Genomic DNA, 20,552 nt, shown 5'->3' with positions numbered 1-20,552 from the left:
GAGTGGCCAAAGGGAGCAGACTGTAAATCTGCCGGCACTGCCTTCGATGGTTCGAATCCGTCCCCCTCCACCATATTGAAGAAGCCAGCTCATTGAGCTGGCTTTTTTCGTTTCAGGATCTTGATAGCATAGTCCTACTACAACGAACCTTTCACTCCTAACCGAAACTCTGCTCGATTGAATACCTATCACAGTAAATAAGTGATCAGAAATAGCGTAGGGAAAATGCTTGAGAACAAGGCGCAGTTATCGAGTATTTTAACAAGCTAGAATGACCAGTTATTTACTACGATTGGTATAACCTATACTCAATCTCACTAAAGCAACCAACCCCATGTGAAACTCCACAAACAAAAGGCTGAGGAGCAGATCTTTACCCTACAAACAATGTACTAGCTATTTTGATTTTGTTAGTTCGTATGGCCTTAATATGAATGTTCAATATAAATAGGAAAACACTTGAGGACTTACTAGAAAAAGTGGGCTCGCAAAATTACCAAACGGACTCAATTAGTGATGTTTGTATAAAAACACGTACAAGAAATATAAATGATAGATACAAAAAATCCCGCAGGGGATGCGGGATTTTTACTAGTGACTAAATTGGTTTAAAGGTGACTAGCCTTGAATACCAACGATTAACCATGGCGCACTAGGCGCAGTCAAGTCACGCTCTAGGTGCCAGATATCTTCGATTTCTTCTTCAACACCTTCTACTGTGTCACGGTAACGACCGCTAAACTGCAGACTAAGCTGTGCTTTATTTGCATCGTAATCAGCGCGGACGATCTCCGCATCAACGTACATTACGTCAGTATGCTGCTCACCGTCGAGCTTCGCGCGCTCTGCTTTTAGGTCTTCAAACAAGCTTGGAGAAACATATTCTTCAATAGTTTCTAGCTGGTTGTGATTCCACGCACCTTGCAGGATTCGATAGTGTTCACGAGAACCATTAATGAACGCTGCTTGGTCAAAACCCGGTGGGTAGTTATGTGGTACGTCTGTTTGAGCGCCAAAACCACCAAAGCCACCATTATTTGTGTTTGGTTGTTGCTCAAAGTTTTGCATGTTTGGTTGCTCAAACTTAGATGCGTTGCCACCAAATGCAGGCTGTTGACGATGCTGGTTCATACTGCCCTGCTTCGCACCTAGCATACCGCGCATTAGTTTAAAGATGACAAAGGCAATCAAACCAATAATTAGGATATCCATAAACTGGATACCTTCAAAAGCACCGCCAAAGAATGCAGCAAGTAGACCACCAGCAAGAAGTCCGCCTAGCAGACCACCCATAAGGCCTTTCTTACTTGAAGACTTTGTCGTCTGATCTTTGCCGACCGTATTGGTGTTTTGTTGCTGTTGTTTCGGTGCTGGTGCAGTTTTGTAGCTCTTACCGAAAGACTTACTGCCACCAAACTTCTTCGCTTCCGCGATAGGCGTTACAGCAACAGTAAACATCAATAAAGCAACAATAGAAAATAAACGTTTCATCGTTATCCTTAAAGTTAGCTATCTAAGATAGTGCCCCATTTTCAAGACGAAACAATCGTTGTTTCAAACAGTAGCACGCCAAAGATGATTTTTAAGTCATCATACTCTGTATACCGATTGATGAAAATAGCTTATAGAAGCTGACATGTATCAGAATATTGCCAAAAATGCAGACTGCTCACACTGCTTACAATTCAGCTGAAGGCGCTTGATCAATGTAAAAAAAGTATGGAATAAGTTCACTAATACTCCAGATTGTTTTACTTGAATTAGAATCAGTGACACAGCTCAGAATCCTACACCTTGAGGGCACTTGGACACATTGCCTTGTTGACGGTTAATAGGTAGCTGACTATCATATTGAACGATGTTCAATAAAGTAGTTTGAGAGTATGGCGCGCAGAAACGATCACACCCGAGAAGAGTTAGTGAATTTGACGTTAACAACGGTCAAAAACTTTTTAGATGAGAATTCTTACCACGAACTCAGTCTTCGTAAAATCGCTAACATGATTGGTTACGTGCCAAGCACATTGGTAAATGTTTTTGGTAATTATAATTTGCTACTGCTTCATGTTGTCGCTCAAACTTTAGATGAGTTATCTCAAGAAGCACGCAAAGCGACTAATGACAGCAAAGACTCCCATCAAGCGCTTTTTGAACTCGCTTATTGCTACCACGATTTTGCTCAAAAACACCCATACCGTTGGCAGTTAGTGTTCGAACACAACATGAATGGAGCAGAACTTCCGGAATGGCATGCCAAACGTATCGATGGTATGACGGGAATGCTAGAGTCACTATTGGCTCAAATCGCACCACATCGTACTGAATCCGAAGTGATTCAAGCGAGTCGAGTCCTTTGGTCTGGCGTACATGGCATTACTTTACTCAGTGTTGATGATAAGTTTTTCTCTAGTGAACCGATTGATGGCAAAGAGTTGATCAGTAATCTTCTTTCTAACTATCTCACGAACTGGTAGCAAAGGATTATCCATGTCATCCGACAGACAGCCGTCGTTACTTACGCAGAGAAAGTTCCTGCCCTATTTCATTACTCAGTTTTTTGGCGCTTTCAACGACAATATTTTTAAAAACGTTTTGCTGTTGTTTGTCGCATTCGCGAGCTCCAGTGCACTGCCTATTTCGAGCAATTTGTTCATCAACCTTGCGGCAGGCTTGTTCATTCTACCGTTCTTTCTGTTCTCTGCTTCCGCTGGCGTATTAGCCGACAAATATGAAAAGTCATGGTTTATTCGTAAGGTCAAACTATTTGAAATAGCCATCATGCTGTTGGGTGCCATCGGATTCATAACCGAAAGTTATGGTGTGCTTTTATTGCTACTGTTTTTAATGGGCACACAGTCAGCATTTTTTGGCCCAGTTAAATATGCCCTTTTGCCTCAAAAGTTAAATGCTAAAGAGTTAGTGCCCGGCAACGCTCTTGTTGAAGCTGGTACCTTTATCGCCATCCTTATTGGCACCTTAGGCGCTGGGATTATAGCCTCTGCAGACAACGCAAAATACCTTGCCGCATTTTGTGTCGTGATCTTCGCATTGTTAGGCTACTTGTCGAGCCGCTCAATCCCCTTTGCTGCAGCCAGCGCTCCCAATCTCTCTTTTCGTTGGCAACCATACAAGCAAACCAAACACACGCTCTCTATCGCCAAATCCGATCGAGTTGTTTTTCAATGCATAATGGCAATAAGTTGGTTTTGGTTTTTAGGCGCCGTATATCTAACACAATTCCCGAATTTCACTAAGATTTACCTAAATGGCACCGAGAGTGCGGTGTCTTTCTTGCTCGCTCTATTTTCCATTGGTATCGCGCTAGGGTCGCTACTTTGCAATTGGATCTCAAACCATCGTATCGAAGTCGGTATTGTGCCAATTGGTGCCTTTGGCATTACGGTATTTGGGTACCTAATGGCCACTTCCATTCCCAATGATCTACCTGTTTTCCATAACTTTGTAGACTTCTTTAGATATGAGCCTTTTTGGCCATTATTTTTCTACCTATTAATGATTGGCGCTTCGGGCGGTTTGTTTATTGTGCCTCTTTACGCATTAATGCAGCATCGAGCAAAGGAAACCGAACGTGCTCAAGTCATCGCAGGGCTCAACATTTTTAACTCTCTGTTTATGGTCGGCAGCGCTGTCTTAGGTATTGTGTGCCTAAGTGTAATCAAGATGACAATTCCTCAGCTGTTTGCATTGTTAGCCATTTTAAATTTCTTAGTTGCCGCTTACATCTTTTTGCAAATTCCTATTTTTGTAGTTCGCTTTGTCATGTGGATGCTTACGCACACCATCTATCGAGTTAAGCATAAGAATCTACACAACCTACCCGAGCATGGTGGGGCATTGATTGTATGTAATCATGTAAGCTACATGGATGCATTGCTACTTAGTGCAGTATGCCCAAGGTTGATTCGTTTTGTGATGGAGGAAGATTACGCCAACCTACCTCCATTAAGGCGCTTTTTACGTCGAACTGGGGTAATTCCAATTTCAGCGAGTAACAGAAGCTCTATTAGACGTGCATTTAACGATGTGGAAGCCGCGCTAAGCGAAGGTCATATCGTCTGTATTTTCCCTGAAGGAAGATTAACTTCAGATGGTGAAATGAATGAATTCATGCGCGGTATTGATATCATTCTACGTCGTAGCCCAGTACCCGTCATACCTGTTGCACTTAAAGGCTTATGGGGAAGCTATTTCAGCCGCGCAAAAGGTCGCGCATGCTGTGGCTTACCGACTCGATTTTGGTCAAAGCTAGAAATTGAAGCAGGACAACCGGTGCCACCAAATGAGGCAACGGCAAAAACAATGTTCGATAAAGTGCATCAACTCAGAGGCGACTGGCGATAAATACACTTGAACACATGTTTAGGATAACTGAACATGTGTTCAAATCATTAAGACAAACTGACCACACCCAGTGCGATATACTCTCCCTTTCATTCACAACAGCGAATAAAAACCTTGAATAGAAATTACCTCCTGTTTGGATTGGCGTTACTTTTTTGTTTAACCCCCCTTGCCTCCTCTCCTATTGCTCTAGTTATCGGTTTTCTACTCGCAAGTTTTGGTTTTGTGCCTTCCGAGCTGCCCATCGCTTCTTTTACTAAAAAGCTGCTGTCTTACTCGATTATTGGCTTAGGCTTTGGCATCAACTTTGAGCAAGCACTTGCAGTCACATCGGATGGTATCGGCCTGATCATCGCCACTATTACAGGCACACTGATCATGGGCACTCTCATTGCCAGGGTAATTAAATTGGAGCGAGTAACCGCTTACTTAATCTCATCAGGTACTGCAATTTGTGGTGGTAGCGCAATTGCTGCTGTGGCACCGGCGATTAAAGCGAAAGACGAGCAGATTGGATTAGCACTGGCAACGGTATTTGTCCTGAACTCCATTGCACTCTTTGTGTTTCCTGTGATTGGACATGCTTTAGGGCTAGATCAACACACGTTTGGCACATGGGCTGCGATTGCCATTCATGACACATCTTCTGTTGTCGGGGCTGCCTCGGCCTATGGGGAAGAAGCACTAACGACGGCAACAACATTGAAACTCGCGCGCGCTTTATGGATCATTCCTGTTGCTTTGATCAGTGCCGTCATCTTTTCAAGAGGCCAAAAAGAGAATGGAAAGAAAAAACTAGCTATCCCTTATTTCATTTTTTGGTACTGTGCAGCTATCGCGTTTAGCGACTTCTTTCCTCAATTTGAAATGGTCTATCACGGCATTTTCATTGGAGCAAAGCAAGCGTTGGTTGTATGTCTGTTCTTGATAGGTTGTAGCATTTCAATTTCAAAACTAAAGTCTGCTGGAGCTAAGCCACTGTTGTTTGGTGTGACTCTGTGGGTGTTAATTTCGACCACTTCTCTAAGTTGGTTACTGTTTTAGATATTGGTGGTCTGCTTATCGCGTTGAGGGGACGGTATTTCCCGTTTGCTATTTTTGTATATAACGACCAACGCAATAGCGATCAAAAATGCCGTTAGCTCTGCAAGAGAGCGGGCTAGCCCTTCACTACTTATCGCGATACCAATTTGTAGTGCTACTGCCGCAATTAAAACTAGCTTTGCCATCCTGAACCTTATGCATTTTCTCTCCACGAAGAAGCATAATTATGATTCAGAGTTATAAGGATACGAAATTCTCTTTATGACTAATACATAGCAAAATTGACTAATGCTGAAGTGATGACAGTAGCCACTCTTTCACGGCCTTACGTGAAATTTTGATCCCACCTTCTAGTAGAGTTTGTGGCATTACATGGTATTCCACTGGCCATTTAAACTTCTCTAACTTTGATTGCAAGTGCTGGTCATACTCCGACTTGCTGCGCAATCCATTGGTCTGAATCACAGCTACTGGTCTATGACCAAACTCCGCGTCTTCGACTGGAACCACTATACTCTGCACTACACCATCAATTTGGTTCAAAGCGGCTTCAATCTCTTCACAATGGATATTCTCACCACCAGAGATAAACTGATTGTCGGCACGGCCGATTATCTTTAATTCATCACCTTGCCACTCGCCAAGATCCTTGCTGTCAAACCAGCCTTTCTCATCCAGGAATGGGGTAACATGTCCTTGATGGAAATACCCTGCCGCTAATGTCTTACCGCCAATAAAAATGCGTTGGTCAACTAATTTTATCTTACGGTGCTTCAATACATGTCCAGCATTACTGGTGCAGTCAATTCTCTTTGCGGTAACGGTAGAGGCCGCCTCCGTCATCCCATAACCTAACCATGTCTCAATGCCTTGCCCTGTTGCTCGTAGTGCCAACTCGTGATCAACGTGGCTGCCGCCCAGTAGCACATGTGTCAATGACAAATGTGCATCATCATCCAATAACCGTTTTAGCTGAGTCGCAACCAAAGAAGCGTGTGATACGCCCTGAACATCATCAACAAGTTTCCCTGAACCGACCTTTAGTGTTGCTCCGACATATAGCCAACGATAGACAATCGCTAATCCAGAGACGTGATACAGCGGAAGCGATAATAGCCAAGCATCTTGCTGAGTGAAAATGAACTCCTGCAACAAGCCCTCTGCAGACGCAAGATGCTGTCGATGTGTATGGACCACAGCTTTAGGCTCCCCTGTAGAGCCAGAAGTAAATACTACTGAAGCTAGCCGGTCATGATGATAGCTATCTTCAGTCAACGAATCACTCTCTTGCTGTGATACTACAGGCGGTGAAAGCAATGTTGCCTTGAGTTTTTGTATATCATGTTCAGAAAAGGTCGAAGCGCACTCCTGAGAAAACCAGATAAACCGAGTTTGATCAGGCCTGTAAAGTGTAGCAAGCTTACCCTGCAACTTATCTAGTGGTTGTTCCATGGTCAGCGCAGCGAGCGCACCTAACTGTTTGGAAGCAAGATAAAACAACAGTGTTTCTACTCGGTTCTTGCCAACCAAAGTCAGCACATCCCCCCGAGTTACACCCAAGTCATTCAAATAGTGAGTGTATTGGTCAATACGCTTCGAGAGTTGTTGCCAGTTTAATACTTCTGTTGATGTCTTGAGTGCAATAGAAAAAGGGCTCGTTTGAGCCCAATATTTCCATGGTGCCTTCGCAATATTGTCTACGCAGAATGCCACACAATCTCCTGGTCTTTTAGAGGAAGTACGGGAAGTTCACACTTAGGCCAGCCCTGCTCTAGCTGAGCTTTGAATAAGCCAATCGTATCCAAACCTGGAACTTCATCAGGCAGCTGCCATTGGGCAAAGCGCGCTAATTGAGTTAAACCGAGACTGGATTCAATGCTCGAGCTAATCACTGCTTTCATCCCCAGTGACTTCGCTTTCTCTATCAGTGTAATACAAAAATCCACTGAACCAATGAGTGTGGGTTTGATGATGATCGTTTTCACACCAGTTAGATCTTCAAGACGGAAATCTTCACGACGAACCGCATCTTGCAATGTTTCATCCCAAGCGATAGCAATACCAGTATTAATCGCAAAAGAGAGACTATCGCCAGGAGAGCGGCACGGCTCTTCTAGAAACGTGATTCGTTGACGCAGAGACGGGGCAATGTACTTAGCGAACTGCTGCGCTTTTTCTGGTGTCCAAGCGCGATTGGCATCGAGTCGAAGCGTTAATTGAGGGATTGATTCAAGAAAAAGGTTCACAAGCATGCCATCGCGAATTGGCTCATAAAGTCCAACTTTCACCTTAGCGACTTTCTCACCTTCCATTTCGTTCAGCTTTGGAATGAGCTCATCTGGGTCGCCAGTGCATAGTGGCGCTGTTTGGTATTTACCTTGTTGTGGTAAGCCACCAGCTAATTCAAGCTGTGCCATCGATAAACCAAACGCAACCGACGGGTACATATTGGCATAATCCACATCCAACTCTGCTACCCAACGCTCCGCCTGTTCTTGTAGCTGAACACCCGCATCTTCGGTGCTCTCTAAGCTAAAACCAGGAAGAGGAGCGACTTCTCCAAGCCCTGTTTTACCATCTTCGGAAAGCGCAACAACATAACCAACACGTTCGGTTAGCTTATTGTCACGTAGGATGACACCACTATCCATGGGCAAGCTATAACGATAAATTTTCGCTTCACGCATAATTCAAGTCCTATGTAATGCCGTATATTTGAGCGTTCTGACGAGCAATCCCACCAGCCTCCCAGAGGGCGAGGCGCTCAGGAAAAAAGGAACAGAGGAGCTAACACGCTCCTCATTTAGACGGATTATGGGTTGCGAGGGAATTTATCAAAGTCTGGGCGACGCTTCTCGTTAAAGGCGTTACGACCTTCTTGGCCTTCATCAGTCATGTAGAACATCATCGTTGCGTTACCCGCTAGCTCTTGCAGACCCGCTTGACCATCACAATCTGCGTTTAATGCAGCTTTCAGGCAGCGCAATGCCATTGGGCTGTGCTGTAGTACTTCACGACACCAACGAACGGTTTCTTTCTCTAGATCCGCTAGTGGTACAACTGTGTTTACTAGGCCCATGTCTACTGCTTCTTGAGCATTGTAGAAACGACATAGGAACCAAATTTCGCGAGCTTTCTTTTGGCCTACGATGCGAGCCATGTAAGATGCACCCCAACCGCCATCAAATGAACCCACTTTAGGGCCTGTTTGACCAAATTGAGCGTTGTCAGCTGCAATCGTTAGGTCACACATCATGTGCAGAACGTGACCACCGCCAACAGCCCAACCCGCTACCGATGCGATCACTGGTTTTGGACAAGTACGAATATCGCGTTGGAAGTCCAATACGTTTAGGTGATGCGTACCTTGGTCATCTTTATAGCCGCCATAGTCGCCACGGATCTTCTGGTCGCCGCCAGAACAGAATGCGTCTTCACCTAGACCTGTCAGAATGATCACGCCAACACCAGAGTCGTAACGCGCATCTGCCAACGCATCAATCATCTCTTTTACCGTTTGAGGACGAAACGCGTTACGCACTTGAGGACGCGCAATGGTGATTTTCGCGATACCATCTTCAGACTTATGGTAATGAATGTCCTCGTATTTCTCGCCGCAATCTTTCCATTGAACCGGAGCGTAAAGTTCTTCTTCAGAAATGCCTACTGTTTTAGCCATGGTGATTCCCATTGTTCTCGTTACTCTCACCAAAGTGAGACTGAATTATTTGCTTGGTATGTATCGCAAACTGTTTGGGCTGCTCTTGATGGACGTTATGACCAGCGCCTTCAACTTGTCGATACGCCAACCCGCTATGTTGTGCCAGTTCGCTAAATTTTTGGTCTTTCTCACCACACAAGTAATACACTGGTATGTTCTGCTTTTGCAGTGAGGGCAACAAATATGCCTGTTTGGCTAACGATGTCGCCATCAACATATTCGCCACCGCTGAGCCAAGATTATCACTTCGCTTCGCAATGAATGTTTGTCTTTGCTCATGGTTTAGTGAAGAAAACACCGCTTGTTGGTACCAATCGTTCAAAACACGTTCAAGTGGTTCAGTTTTGAAACGCATTGCCCAGCGAGCATCATTCTCTAATCTCACCTGTTTCTCTGACTCAGTTTGAAGCCCGAAGTTTCCCCCTTCAACAATCGCGCCCGCAATATTGAGATCTGGAAAGCATTGATGGGCAATACCATGCATCGCAATGCGGCCGCCCATAGAGTAACCAATCAAAATAAGTGGTTGTTGTGAGGGAAATAATAAAGATAGTGTGGAACCAAGAAGTTTGCAGCAATCATTCAGATCGCTGCAAGAAATAGATTGGCTGTGCCCATGACCAGGGAGGTCAACCGTAACACGTTCATACTCGGGTAACGCGTTGATACACGCTTGCCAATCTTCACCACTACCAAGCAAGCCATGCAAAAACACCAAAGTGGGCAACGTTCTACTTTGGTGTTTTTCTAATACAGGGAAACGTTCAAAGTAAAGCATTCAGACTCTTATTAAATGCCTTGAGTGTCTCAGCAGCTTGATTAGGTGGGGTTTGAACCTCGACCAGCAACGTTCCTTGGCGGTGACATAAATGCTCTTTTACAGATGATTGGAATTGCTCCAGTGTAGAAACATGCAAATACGCCAAACCAAACTGCTTTGCCGCGTGTTCAAACTGATAACCATGAGGCATTTGATAATATGTCGTCCTGCGCTCTGGTGGTACTGGCAACATATCAAAAATCGCACCGCCGTCATTATTAGTAACAACAAGTACCGCCGGCAGTTTATTGTGAGAAAATAGCGCCAGAGAATTGAGATCATAAAGTGCTGCTGTGTCACCGATATACATTAGTAACGGATTACCTCTTGCCCGTTGCACGCCTGATGCCGCAGCAAACAAACCGTCAATCCCTGATGCGCCTCGATTAGTGAAAACCTCTACACCATCCAATTTTCCGTACATATCAACAAGCCGAACAAACAAGCTATTACCCAAGAAAACATCTACGTTCTTTGTGCGCTCGTTGATGTCTGCTGCCAACGCAATTTCGTCAATGGCAGACGCTGAATCAGATAGGAAGGCTTCTTCGATACGTTGATGAACTCGCTTAACGTCATTCGCTAACCTATCAGCCCACCCAGCAAATATTGACTTCTCAAAACTAATGCGAGAAACCCACGTTTCAGGAGGCTCAACCCAGTGCATTTGCGCCAGATGATTTTGGTTATTCCGGTCCATACAAGGTGAGACATACCAATACTGAACGTCTTTACTTTGTTGATTTTTCGATACTTGTTTATCAATCCATTGGTTCAAACGTTTGGAGATGATTCGGCTACCAAATTGGATAATAAGTTCACAAGATTCAAGCTCGTTTGCGAACTCGGGAAGTTGAAGCCATACATCGTAATACGCCCAATCCGAACTGAGACCACTTTGCGGGTCTGCAAGTACTGGCCATCCCATCTTTTGTGCAAATGCCTGCGCCGACTTCGCTTGTTCAAGCGGTAAGCTGCCAATCACAACCAAGCCTTTTTTGTCTGAAAAAGGCGGGATGTTCGCCTGTGACAAATGGCTAAAACGCTGAGTATAAGTGCCGCTTCCTTTTCGCCATCCGGCGACCGAATCTAAGTAGGTTTGATAATCCGCTTTTGCGCCGTTGGAATACAAAGGCTCTGGAAATGCACAATTAATATGAACGGCACTACCCTGCAATTGCTGAGTAAACATCACTTCGTCAACAGAGGTCAGCAACCAGTTAAGCGACGTTGCTAAATTTGGGCTTGGTAAATTCAAACTGGCCGAAACATGATGTGAAAAAATACCCAATTGATTTATCGCTTGGTTTGCACCACAGCCGACAAGTTCTACTGGACGATCTGCTGTCAGCAGCACCAGTTTTTCACCAGTAAGTTTGGCTTCGGCAACCGACGGTAATAAGTTCGCCACTGCCGTACCAGAGGTAACGATAATTGCCACGGGTTCCTGAGTAGCTTTCGCTAAACCAAGAGCCATAAAGCCCAATCCACGCTCATCAAAATGAGTATGAATGGAAAAGTCGGACTGTTCTGCCGCTTCTAAAGTTAAAGGCGTAGAACGAGATCCGGGAGCGATACAAACATGCTTAACGCCAAATCGCTGAAGCTCAATCAATATGGTTTCTGACCAAACTCGATTGAGCACCGCTTGGTCATGACTCATGATGCGACTCCCAATGGCGGATGATCAGAAATCAGCGTAAGTAACGTCGACATTTTCTTATCAAGTTCTGCCCACTCATGTTCTGCAATGGAGCCTGGAACAATCCCTGCGCCCGCAAACAGTTGTACTTGCTCACCGAGCACAAGCGCACTTCTGATTGCGACACAAAACTCTGCACGCTCATGGCTGATGTAACCCATAGAGCCTGCATACCAGCCGCGTGCAAACGGCTCATTATCAAGAATAAACTGCATGGACTCTTGTCGGGGTAAGCCAGCAACCGCCGCTGTTGGCTGAAGCGCCGATAACAACTGAACACCATTTATCCCCGCTCTTAGACTAGCGTGAATATTTCGCTTAAGGTGCTGCACTTTTCGTAGTCTGACCAAACTCGGTTCAGCTTCCACTTCAACCATTTCAGAATGCGGTGATAGACGGTCAATGATGTCGTCCACCACATACTGGTTTTCGTTGAGGTTCTTTTGGTCTTGGGATAACCAATTCGCCAACTCCATATCTTGAGTGGCATTGTCTCCCCGACCAATCGTACCTGCTAACGCTTCGGTATGTAGCTCATGCCCTACGCGAGAATACAAACGTTCTGGCGTAGACCCCATAAAACTGTGCTTACTGTCTAAGCTCAGCATGAAATGGAAGCTATGATGGTTATTTAAGTAACTTGCTTTAAGTAGCTGTGCAGCACTTAATGTGTTATCAAGCTGCACGGTAGAGCGACGCGCTAAAACCACTTTCTTAAAATCATCATTCTCTATACCAGTCAGAACCTTATGAACTAACTCATTCCATTGAGGCTGACTTGGCGTATGAACAATAGAGCGGATGTGAGACGAAATTGGAGCTAAGGTCGCGACCTCACAAACCAGTTTATTCAACCCAGCTAGAGTTCGCGCTTTGTCTTCTGAAATATTAACTGCGAGAGACCACTGTTGGTCAAAACGAATTAACTCAATTTGAGGCAAAAAGAAAAAAGAAGGCATACAGCGACGATTCTTCTCATGCTGTCCATCAAAAGAGCGCCCGCCCCAGACTCTTTGCCCTTCACCTAGAATGGTATAAGCAGGACCTGGCTCAACAAAAGCGTGCAATTGCCCTAGTGCAACGACCTCTTCACGTGTATCGCGGGACTGCCAATAAAACTTAGGGAAAAGTGGTTGTGCATCAAGCCAATCAATAAATGAGAAATTAGGTTTCTCGCTAAGGGGCTCGACCAGACGTGTTTGATTGCCTTCCGATTGCTGAACTCGCTCGATAATTCTCTTTACGGCTTGATGGAACTGTGACAAATCAACCTCGTTGTATGTGAGGATAAATGGTAACTGACGGCTACTCTAAGTTTAGACCCAAAGCAAATCAAGGTCGTATGCGATCTTTTGCAAAATCCTGTGATAGCAAGCGAGCAAAACTTAACCAGCAGACAGATTATTTACAGATATATATTCTAATAAAAAACAAATTATTGTATTTTAATAAAGAAATTAACGAATTTTTAGGAATTAAACAATGCAAAATATCGGGATGTCGTCAAAACTCGACAATGTCTGCTACGACATTAGGGGTCCTGTACTCAAACATGCTAAGCGCATGGAGGAAGAAGGGCATAAAATCCTAAAGCTAAACATTGGTAACCCTGCCCCATTTGGTTTTGACGCCCCTGATGAGATTTTAGTCGACGTGATTCGTAATCTGCCGACTTCTCAAGGCTATTGTGATTCCAAAGGTATTTACTCTGCTCGTAAAGCTGTGGTCCAACACTATCAGCGTAAAGGTATACGCTCGCTAGATGTCGAAGATGTGTATGTAGGTAACGGCGTGTCTGAGTTGATCGTAATGGCCATGCAAGCGCTATTAAACAATGGCGACGAAATGCTGATCCCAGCACCAGACTATCCGTTATGGACAGCTTCAGTTGCACTATCTGGTGGTAAGCCGGTTCATTATCTATGTGATGAAGAGGCTGACTGGTACCCAGACCTTGAAGACATCAAAAAGAAAATCACACCAAAGACACGTGGCATTGTTCTGATCAACCCGAACAACCCGACAGGTGCGGTATACAGCCGTGACTTCCTACTTGAAGTGATTGAGATAGCACGCCAGCACAAACTGATCATTTTCGCAGATGAGATCTACGACAAAGTGTTGTACGACGGTGCAACACATACCTCAGTCGCCACACTCACTGAAGACGTGCTAGTCATGACATTCAATGGCCTTTCAAAAGCCTACCGTGTTTGTGGTTTCCGTGGTGGCTGGATGTTCTTAACGGGGCCTAAACATCTGGCTCAAGGGTACGTGAATGGCTTGGAGCTGCTTTCATCGATGCGTTTATGCGCAAACGTACCAATGCAGCATGCGATTCAAACCGCGTTAGGTGGATACCAGAGTATTAATGAACTGATTTTACCTGGCGGACGCTTATTAGAGCAGCGCAACCGAGCGTATGAACTGATCAATCAGATTCCTGGTGTTTCTTGTGTCAAACCTAAGGGTGCGATGTACCTCTTCCCGAAAATCGACACTAAAATGTACAACATCAAGAACGATCAGCAGATGGTTTTAGATTTCTTAAAACAAGAGAAGGTCTTACTGGTGCAAGGTTCTGGTTTTAACTGGCCAAAACCAGACCACTTCCGCATCGTGACACTACCGCACGTTGAAGATCTAGAAATCGCCATTGGACGTTTTGAAAGATTCCTATCAACCTACAGCCAGTAATGAATCACTGGTAGTAATTAGTGCTGATCTCTCATATGCTTAGAGGAACTCCTAGTGAGTTCCTTTTTTACACCAGAAACGGAGAAAGCCATGAAAGAAAGCCATTTTTTCGCCCACCTGGCTCGAATGAAGCTGATCCAACGCTGGCCTTTAATGCGGTCCGTCTCACCAGAAAACGTTTCAGAGCATAGCTTACAAGTTGCTTTTGTCGCTCATGCCCTTGCCCTAATTAAAAACAAAAAGTTCGGCGGCAACCTTAATCCAGAGCGCATAGCGATTCTTGCCATGTACCATGATTCCAGTGAAGTATTAACGGGTGATCTTCCAACTCCAGTGAAGTATTACAACCCTGAAATTGCCAAAGAATATAAGAAGATAGAATCGGCAGCGGAACAAAAATTACTCTCAATGTTACCGGAAGAGTTCCAAGATGATTTTGCCCCCTATCTTCTTTCTCACTCTGCACATGAAGAGGACGCAAAAATCGTTAAGCAAGCCGATTCCATCTGTGCCTATTTAAAATGTCTCGAAGAACTAAGCGCCGGCAACCATGAGTTCGCTCTGGCAAAAAAACGCTTAGACGTCACTTTGCAAGAACGCAGAACACCTGAAATGGATTACTTTCTCAATACCTTTGCCCCAAGTTTCGAATTATCGTTAGATGAAATCAGTTAGCTTACGGAGATAATCGTGTCGTTTGAATTACACCCGCAATGGCAAGAGCGCCATGATGATGAGCATAAAATCCGTCGAGACGACCATCGGAGCCCGTACCAACGAGACCGAGCGCGCATTCTTCACTCGGCTGCATTTCGACGCCTACAAGCAAAAACCCAAGTACACGGCAATAGCTTGGAAGACTTTCACCGCAGTCGGTTAACACACTCCTTAGAAGCGTCGCAACTCGGGACCGGTATCGTCGCCCAGTTAAAGAAAAAACAACCAGAGTTCCGTGATCTATTACCATCAGACAGCTTAATTGATTCATTATGTTTGGCTCACGACATCGGGCATCCTCCATACGGTCATGGGGGAGAAGTCGCTCTAAACTACGTAATGCGCGAACATGGCGGCTTCGAGGGGAACGCCCAAACCTTTCGTATCGTCACTAAGTTAGAGCCTTATACCGAGCATTTCGGAATGAATTTATCACGCCGCACACTGCTTGGTTTGATTAAGTACCCTGCCCTCATTAGTCAAACACGCTCCGTCAAGTTGCCTCAACCAGCCGAGCATCAACGTAAACTAAAAGCAAAAGATTGGAGCCCAGCTAAAGGCATTTATGATTGTGATAAAGACTTATTTGATTGGGTAATTGCACCGCTTTCTGACAACGACAAGGCATTGCTTAGTCTGATGCGTTCAACGCCAGAATCGGAGTTTGAACACAGTAAAACGCGCTTTAAATCAATCGATTGCTCAATCATGGAGCTAGCAGATGATATCGCCTACGGTGTTCATGATTTAGAAGATGCAATCGTACTTGGTATGGTGACACGTCAGCAATGGCAAGAAGGCGCAGCAAGTCAATTAGCGGACTGTGGCGACCCGTGGTTTGAAGCTCATATCGATTCCATCGGACAGATGCTATTTAGCGGGAAGCACCATGAGCGGAAAGATGCCATCGGTGGTATGGTTAACGCGCTACTGACCAGCATTTCAATCAAAGCGGTGGATGAGCCGTTTAATAACCCGTTACTGTCTTGGAATGCGTGTTTAGAACCACAGATGGCACGTGCACTTGACGTACTCAAGCACTTTGTCAGCACCTTCGTTATCCAAGTCCCGCAGGTCCAGATCGTTGAGTATAAGGGTCAGCAAATTATTATGGATATTTTTGAAGCGTTAACAGCAGACCCAGAGCGATTACTACCCGTTCATACAAAAGATCTGTGGTGTCAGGCGAAGAGCGAGAGCAATAAGATGAGGGTCATCGCCGATTATATTTCTGCAATGACCGATGGTCACGCGCAAAAGCTACACCGCCAACTTTTCTCTTCCATCGTTCTTTAGTAACACTCAACCTTTCAAGTAATTCTTTTCAAAAACGCCCGGAGGCATCTGGGCGATTTGGAATTCGATCATCTTTTCAAACGCACGCATCAGCGGTGTAAAGTCTCGCTCGGGTTCAAGCAAGCGAAGCGAATGATAACCAGCCTCGACTGTCGATAAGCTATTCTCAGAGGGCGCCTTACGAATGGTGTAGTGCCCTTGTAGTTGCTTAGGCAACTGCACGGTTGGGAGTGGATGTAAGTTGCTTGAGAGTTGCCACATTTTGTACGCTTTTTTCCACGTACCATCGAGCAAAATCAAACGTATTTTCTTAGATACACTATGACTCGCTTGAGTGATTTCAGAAATGCATCGTGACTCTTCTGATGGGTAAAGAACAAAATGTTGATATGACTCATCCGCTAATAAGTGATTTAAGGCATCATCACAAGAAAAGTCCTCTCCTATCAAACAAATACAGTTATCTAAACTCAAATTGAGAATCCGTGCCGTACCAAGCGGACGATGTTCTTCACTCGTGTGCTGAAGAATGATAAGTTCTACCTCGCTTGCCAGCGGTACAATCCATTGGCAAATACACGCTTTTTGCGATTTTCCACAACGAGAACAATAACGAGACATAGAGTGAACCTTTATACCTTGCTGAGTATTATCAGCGTGATCTGTTTGATACTTCAATTTGAACCAATGGCAAGCCTAACCGAGTGGCACAGCTACAATATACGCCATGGTGAATGGTGGCGAATCGTAACAGGAAATCTCACACATACCAACTTTGCGCACTTAGGAATGAACCTCGCCGGATTGTGGATCATTACTTTTATTTTTCGCCCAAGCACTCGTAACTTCCTTATCGTTTTTTCAATCTTATGTGCATGTGTTGGTGCGCTGAATTTGTTTACCAAAATGTCGGTGTACGTGGGTTTATCCGGCGTATTACACGGATTGTTTGGATTTTGGGCGCTCAGAGAAGTCTTTGAAAGTAGAAGAAGCAGTGTGTTGTTAGTCGGAGGGCTAATCGCCAAAGTAGCATGGGAGCAGGTCTATGGCCCATCAAGCAGTACTGCTGAGCTTATCGGTGCAAACGTTGCTATTGATGCTCATATGTTTGGCGCACTCGGTGGGTTAGTAATGGCTTTACTGGAAAAAGGCCTTCGCCGTCGTTTATTCGGATAAAAAAATCCCGAACCACGAAAGAGGTGCTGGTTCGGGAAAGCAGTAATAGGGAAGCAGATATTGTTCTGAATTCAGACTCAATATCTGCAATACATCAAGCTACAGTAAAATGCGGTCTTCGTTTTTCTTAACTGTCGCTTCACCAATGCCTTTTACGCTCTTCAAATCTGCTGCCGTTTTAAAAGGGCCATGTTCCTCGCGGTAGTCCACTATACTCTGCGCTTTCTTCTCACCTATACCTTTCAACATGGTCGCAATTTCTTCAGCAGTGGCCGTGTTGATATTTACAGTAATTTCAATTCCTTCATATTTGTCAGTGGCTGAATCCGCAGCCATGCTAAAAGGTGCAAAAACAAATAAGCACAATGTCAAAATCCATTTCATATTGAACATACAATCTCCAAAATAGTAGGCTAAAAACAGTCATCGAGAGCGAGTCACTATCAAGTTTGCAATGGAAAGCAATATGGTTATGCATTTAACAAACTGAGATGACCCGGAATTCACAACGGCCGCTATCACTTAAACGCGCACTAATTTAAGTAATGCCTATTGATGATAGAAGTTCATAAAGACAAAAATAAAACGGACCGCTTATGCGGTCCGTTTTATTCAACATACAAATTACACTAATTGTGCTTAGTTGCTCACAACAAAGTACTCAATGTCAGTATTTGCACGCAGTACGGCTAGTACAGATGATAAATCTTGCTGAGAAGATGCACGCTGCATTTGCATCGCAACTTGATCTTCTAACTCACTATCTAGCTCTGCGTTTACAGCAACAAGCTCGATGATAATGATGTTACCTTCAAGATCTTTAGACTGACCGTATACTGGTTTACCATCGACTGGTTTTGCCATCGCGAATACCGTTGTTGCCAACGGAGAACGACGATCTACTGTCTCTTGTTCACCAAAGGCAAGATTGTTTTCAGCAAGCACGTTCGTCTTACCTTCTTTCAATGCCGCAACGACTTGTGTTCCAAGCTCCATCGCTTCTTGCTCACCTTTAACACGAGATAGCTCTGCAACAACCTGATCTTTCACTTCTTCTAGTGGAAGAACTGTCTCGTCACGCGCATCTTCAACACGAACAACGATAATATGCTCAGGCGCAACTTCGATAGCTTCAGAGTTTAGGCCATCTTCTTTAACTTCAGGGCTTAGGATAGCTTGCATTACCGCAGGGCTACGAAGCACTTCAGGTGCATCAACCTGAGAAATAAAGTCTGTTGTCTTCACTTCTTGGTTAACCGCTTGAGAAGCATCATACAATGAGTCTGGGTATTCAAACGCTACGCGCTCAAGCTCATTTTGCAACTCGTAGAATTGATCGATAGCTTGTTGGTCAACCATCTCTTGTTTGATTTCAGCAGCGACTTCTTCAAATGGCTTCGCCACAGAATCTTTTAGCTCTTCAAGCTTGATAATGTGATAGCCAAAGTCCGACTTTACTAGACCCGACGTATCGCCAGGATTCTTCAGTGCGAATGCCGCTTCTTCAAAAGCAGGGTCCATCACATCACGCTCGATCCAACCTAAGTCACCACCGTTTTCAGCGCTGCCAAAATCGTCAGATTTCTCTTGAGCAAGCGTCGCAAAATCTGCACCCGCGTTTAGCTCATCTAGGATAGCTTGCGCTTTTGCTTCATCGTCCCCTTCTACAAGAATGTGAGCGACACGGCGTTGCTCTTCTGAAGAGTATTTGTTTAAGTGCTCGTCGTAGTACTTTTTCACCTCAGCATCAGAAACATTAACTTGTTCCTTTAGCGCTTCAGCTGACAGTTCGATGTAAGAGACTTTAACCTGCTCTGGGCGTGTAAAGTTGTCTGGGTTTGCTTTGTAGTACTCTTGAATTTCTTCGTCGGTCAATTCAATATTTTTCGCAAACTCCGCTAAGTCGATCTGAATCGTGCGAATATCACGAGTTTGAGTGAACAGCTTGCCTTCTGCTTGTACTTCACCCGGCAGAATAAATTCACTGTTTTGTAGCGCATTCAGCAGTTGCTCACGAACCAATTCACGACGCATGTACTCAGCAAAAGAGTCTGGCGAAAAGCCTGCACGACGCAAAGAAGCTTGATAGATCTCTTGATCAAACTGACCATTAGATTGGAACTGAGGCATGTCTAGAATCATGCTACGCACTTGAGTGTCGCTGATTCGCAGACCCAAAGCTTCAGCTTGTTGGTCAAGCAACACGTCATTGATCATTCGATCTAAAACGGATTTGCGGAAAGATTCAACATATGCAGGGTCAGCCAGCATTTGAGAGAAGTAGTCACCCAACTGAGCTTGCATACGGTTACGCTCATTTTGGTATGCCATCTCGAACTCACCACGAGGAATCTCAGTGTTACCGACTTTCGCTGCAGAGTTGTTGCTACCACCAACGATGTAGCTACCTACACCTGCAAATACGAAAGACAGGATGATAAGTCCAAGGATAATTTTGACCGCGATGCTATTCACGCCTTCGCGTAGTCGATCCATCATAATTTAACTGCTCTCCACAATTGAAGCCTACTGCTTCTATCTAATAGAAATAATGGCGCAATAATATCAGAAAAAGAAATGCGCATCAGTATGATGCGCATAATTTAAGAAAGTTCGGCTCGAAGTTTGTAAATTTTTGTTCGAAACTTATTGTTTGAGCAAAAGTTAAGCAAATGGCCGGTTACAGAAATAACGCCGTGATTAGTTACAAGCGTCTTTCAGTGCTTTACCAGCTTTGAAAGCTGGTACTTTTGCTTCTGCGATTTGGATTTCTTCACCAGTTTTTGGGTTACGACCAGTACGTGCAGCACGAGTACGAACGCTGAATGTACCAAAGCCAACTAGAGCGACTTGATCACCAGATTGAAGAGTTCCGCTTACTGCTTCGATGAATGCATCTAGAGCACGACCCGCTGACGCTTTAGAAATATCTGCATTTTCTGCGATTTGTTCTACTAACTGAGTTTTATTCACTGTAATTTCCCCTTTGTGTCATCTGTGATTATTTTTGTGATGAC

Annotated in this window: 19 protein-coding genes; 7 read left to right on the top strand and 12 right to left on the bottom strand. The window is 44.5% G+C overall.

The window, feature by feature from the left end; translation table 11 throughout:
- Positions 1-618: 618 nt before the first annotated feature.
- Positions 619-1,491, bottom strand: a complete 873-nt coding sequence (locus R7Q38_RS12590) for a Tim44 domain-containing protein (RefSeq protein WP_154204731.1) — start codon at positions 1,489-1,491, stop codon at positions 619-621.
- Positions 1,492-1,883: 392 nt separating this feature from the next.
- Between R7Q38_RS12590 and R7Q38_RS12585 the strand changes: the two genes are divergently transcribed.
- From R7Q38_RS12585 to R7Q38_RS12575, 3 genes are all read left to right on the top strand, one after another.
- Entirely contained in the window at positions 1,884-2,474 is a 591-nt protein-coding gene (locus tag R7Q38_RS12585; protein WP_005382308.1) for a TetR/AcrR family transcriptional regulator, read from the top strand.
- A 13-nt stretch (positions 2,475-2,487) separates the two neighbouring features.
- Positions 2,488-4,362 carry an MFS transporter gene (locus R7Q38_RS12580; protein WP_318114246.1) on the top strand — a complete coding sequence of 625 codons (1,875 nt, stop codon included), beginning with the start codon at positions 2,488-2,490 and terminating at the stop codon, positions 4,360-4,362.
- Between the two features lie 114 nt (positions 4,363-4,476).
- Positions 4,477-5,406: a YeiH family protein gene (locus R7Q38_RS12575; protein ID WP_005384270.1), complete on the top strand. Its 930-nt coding sequence runs from the start codon at positions 4,477-4,479 to the stop codon at positions 5,404-5,406.
- Here R7Q38_RS12575 and R7Q38_RS12570 read toward each other — a convergent pair.
- From R7Q38_RS12570 to R7Q38_RS12540, 7 genes are all read right to left on the bottom strand, one after another.
- On the bottom strand, positions 5,403-5,591 hold the full coding sequence (locus R7Q38_RS12570; RefSeq protein ID WP_017634658.1) for a hypothetical protein: 189 nt from the start codon (positions 5,589-5,591) through the stop codon (positions 5,403-5,405). The genes R7Q38_RS12575 and R7Q38_RS12570 overlap by 4 nt on opposite strands.
- A 100-nt stretch (positions 5,592-5,691) precedes the next feature.
- Positions 5,692-7,119: an o-succinylbenzoate--CoA ligase gene (menE, locus tag R7Q38_RS12565; protein WP_239939160.1), complete on the bottom strand. Its 1,428-nt coding sequence runs from the start codon at positions 7,117-7,119 to the stop codon at positions 5,692-5,694.
- Positions 7,104-8,093, bottom strand: a complete 990-nt coding sequence (menC, locus tag R7Q38_RS12560) for an o-succinylbenzoate synthase (RefSeq protein WP_138939404.1) — start codon at positions 8,091-8,093, stop codon at positions 7,104-7,106. The genes menE and menC overlap by 16 nt, the downstream gene beginning before the upstream one ends.
- Positions 8,094-8,218: 125 nt before the next feature.
- On the bottom strand, positions 8,219-9,085 hold the full coding sequence (gene menB, locus R7Q38_RS12555) for a 1,4-dihydroxy-2-naphthoyl-CoA synthase (RefSeq protein WP_005382318.1): 867 nt from the start codon (positions 9,083-9,085) through the stop codon (positions 8,219-8,221).
- Positions 9,078-9,905: a 2-succinyl-6-hydroxy-2,4-cyclohexadiene-1-carboxylate synthase gene (menH, locus tag R7Q38_RS12550; protein ID WP_239939161.1), complete on the bottom strand. Its 828-nt coding sequence runs from the start codon at positions 9,903-9,905 to the stop codon at positions 9,078-9,080. The genes menB and menH overlap by 8 nt, the downstream gene beginning before the upstream one ends.
- Positions 9,892-11,610, bottom strand: a complete 1,719-nt coding sequence (gene menD / locus R7Q38_RS12545) for a 2-succinyl-5-enolpyruvyl-6-hydroxy-3-cyclohexene-1-carboxylic-acid synthase (RefSeq protein WP_318114245.1) — start codon at positions 11,608-11,610, stop codon at positions 9,892-9,894. The genes menH and menD overlap by 14 nt, the downstream gene beginning before the upstream one ends.
- Complete coding sequence (locus R7Q38_RS12540; protein WP_033906881.1) at positions 11,607-12,914, bottom strand: isochorismate synthase MenF; 1,308 nt, start codon at positions 12,912-12,914, stop codon at positions 11,607-11,609. Before R7Q38_RS12540 ends, menD begins: the two co-directional genes overlap by 4 nt.
- Before the next feature lie 217 nt (positions 12,915-13,131).
- On the opposite strand from R7Q38_RS12540, the gene R7Q38_RS12535 reads away from it, so the two are divergent.
- From R7Q38_RS12535 to R7Q38_RS12525, 3 genes are all read left to right on the top strand, one after another.
- Positions 13,132-14,346, top strand: a complete 1,215-nt coding sequence (locus R7Q38_RS12535; protein ID WP_005384283.1) for a pyridoxal phosphate-dependent aminotransferase — start codon at positions 13,132-13,134, stop codon at positions 14,344-14,346.
- Positions 14,347-14,436: 90 nt separating this feature from the next.
- The gene (gene yfbR / locus R7Q38_RS12530) at positions 14,437-15,021 is read left to right on the top strand and encodes a 5'-deoxynucleotidase (protein WP_025766954.1); all 585 of its coding nucleotides are present in this window, start codon (positions 14,437-14,439) and stop codon (positions 15,019-15,021) included.
- A 15-nt stretch (positions 15,022-15,036) separates the two neighbouring features.
- Positions 15,037-16,359, top strand: coding sequence for an anti-phage deoxyguanosine triphosphatase (locus tag R7Q38_RS12525; protein ID WP_053350467.1), 1,323 nt, complete (start codon positions 15,037-15,039; stop codon positions 16,357-16,359).
- Between the two features lie 6 nt (positions 16,360-16,365).
- Here R7Q38_RS12525 and R7Q38_RS12520 read toward each other — a convergent pair whose 3' ends face one another.
- Positions 16,366-16,980, bottom strand: coding sequence for a tRNA-uridine aminocarboxypropyltransferase (locus R7Q38_RS12520; protein WP_025766956.1), 615 nt, complete (start codon positions 16,978-16,980; stop codon positions 16,366-16,368).
- A gap of 3 nt (positions 16,981-16,983) precedes the next feature.
- Here R7Q38_RS12520 and rrtA point away from each other — a divergent pair, with 3 nt between their 5' ends.
- Positions 16,984-17,535: a rhombosortase gene (rrtA, locus tag R7Q38_RS12515; protein ID WP_239938603.1), complete on the top strand. Its 552-nt coding sequence runs from the start codon at positions 16,984-16,986 to the stop codon at positions 17,533-17,535.
- Positions 17,536-17,634: 99 nt separating this feature from the next.
- On the opposite strand, the gene R7Q38_RS12510 is transcribed toward rrtA, so the two are convergent.
- From R7Q38_RS12510 to R7Q38_RS12500, 3 genes are all read right to left on the bottom strand, one after another.
- Positions 17,635-17,919, bottom strand: a complete 285-nt coding sequence (locus R7Q38_RS12510; protein WP_031777211.1) for a ComEA family DNA-binding protein — start codon at positions 17,917-17,919, stop codon at positions 17,635-17,637.
- A 255-nt stretch (positions 17,920-18,174) separates the two neighbouring features.
- Positions 18,175-20,034, bottom strand: a complete 1,860-nt coding sequence (gene ppiD, locus R7Q38_RS12505; RefSeq protein WP_239938602.1) for a peptidylprolyl isomerase — start codon at positions 20,032-20,034, stop codon at positions 18,175-18,177.
- 201 nt (positions 20,035-20,235) lie between these two features.
- Positions 20,236-20,508 (bottom strand): HU family DNA-binding protein, encoded by a 273-nt coding sequence (locus tag R7Q38_RS12500; protein WP_005382341.1) that lies wholly within the window; start codon positions 20,506-20,508, stop codon positions 20,236-20,238.
- Positions 20,509-20,552: the final 44 nt, after the last annotated feature.

Source organism: Vibrio sp. Vb0598, assembly GCF_033338935.1.
Lineage (GTDB): Bacteria > Pseudomonadota > Gammaproteobacteria > Enterobacterales > Vibrionaceae > Vibrio > Vibrio alginolyticus.
Note: the sequence above shows the minus strand (reverse complement) of the source record. Positions and strands in the feature narration are given on the sequence as shown.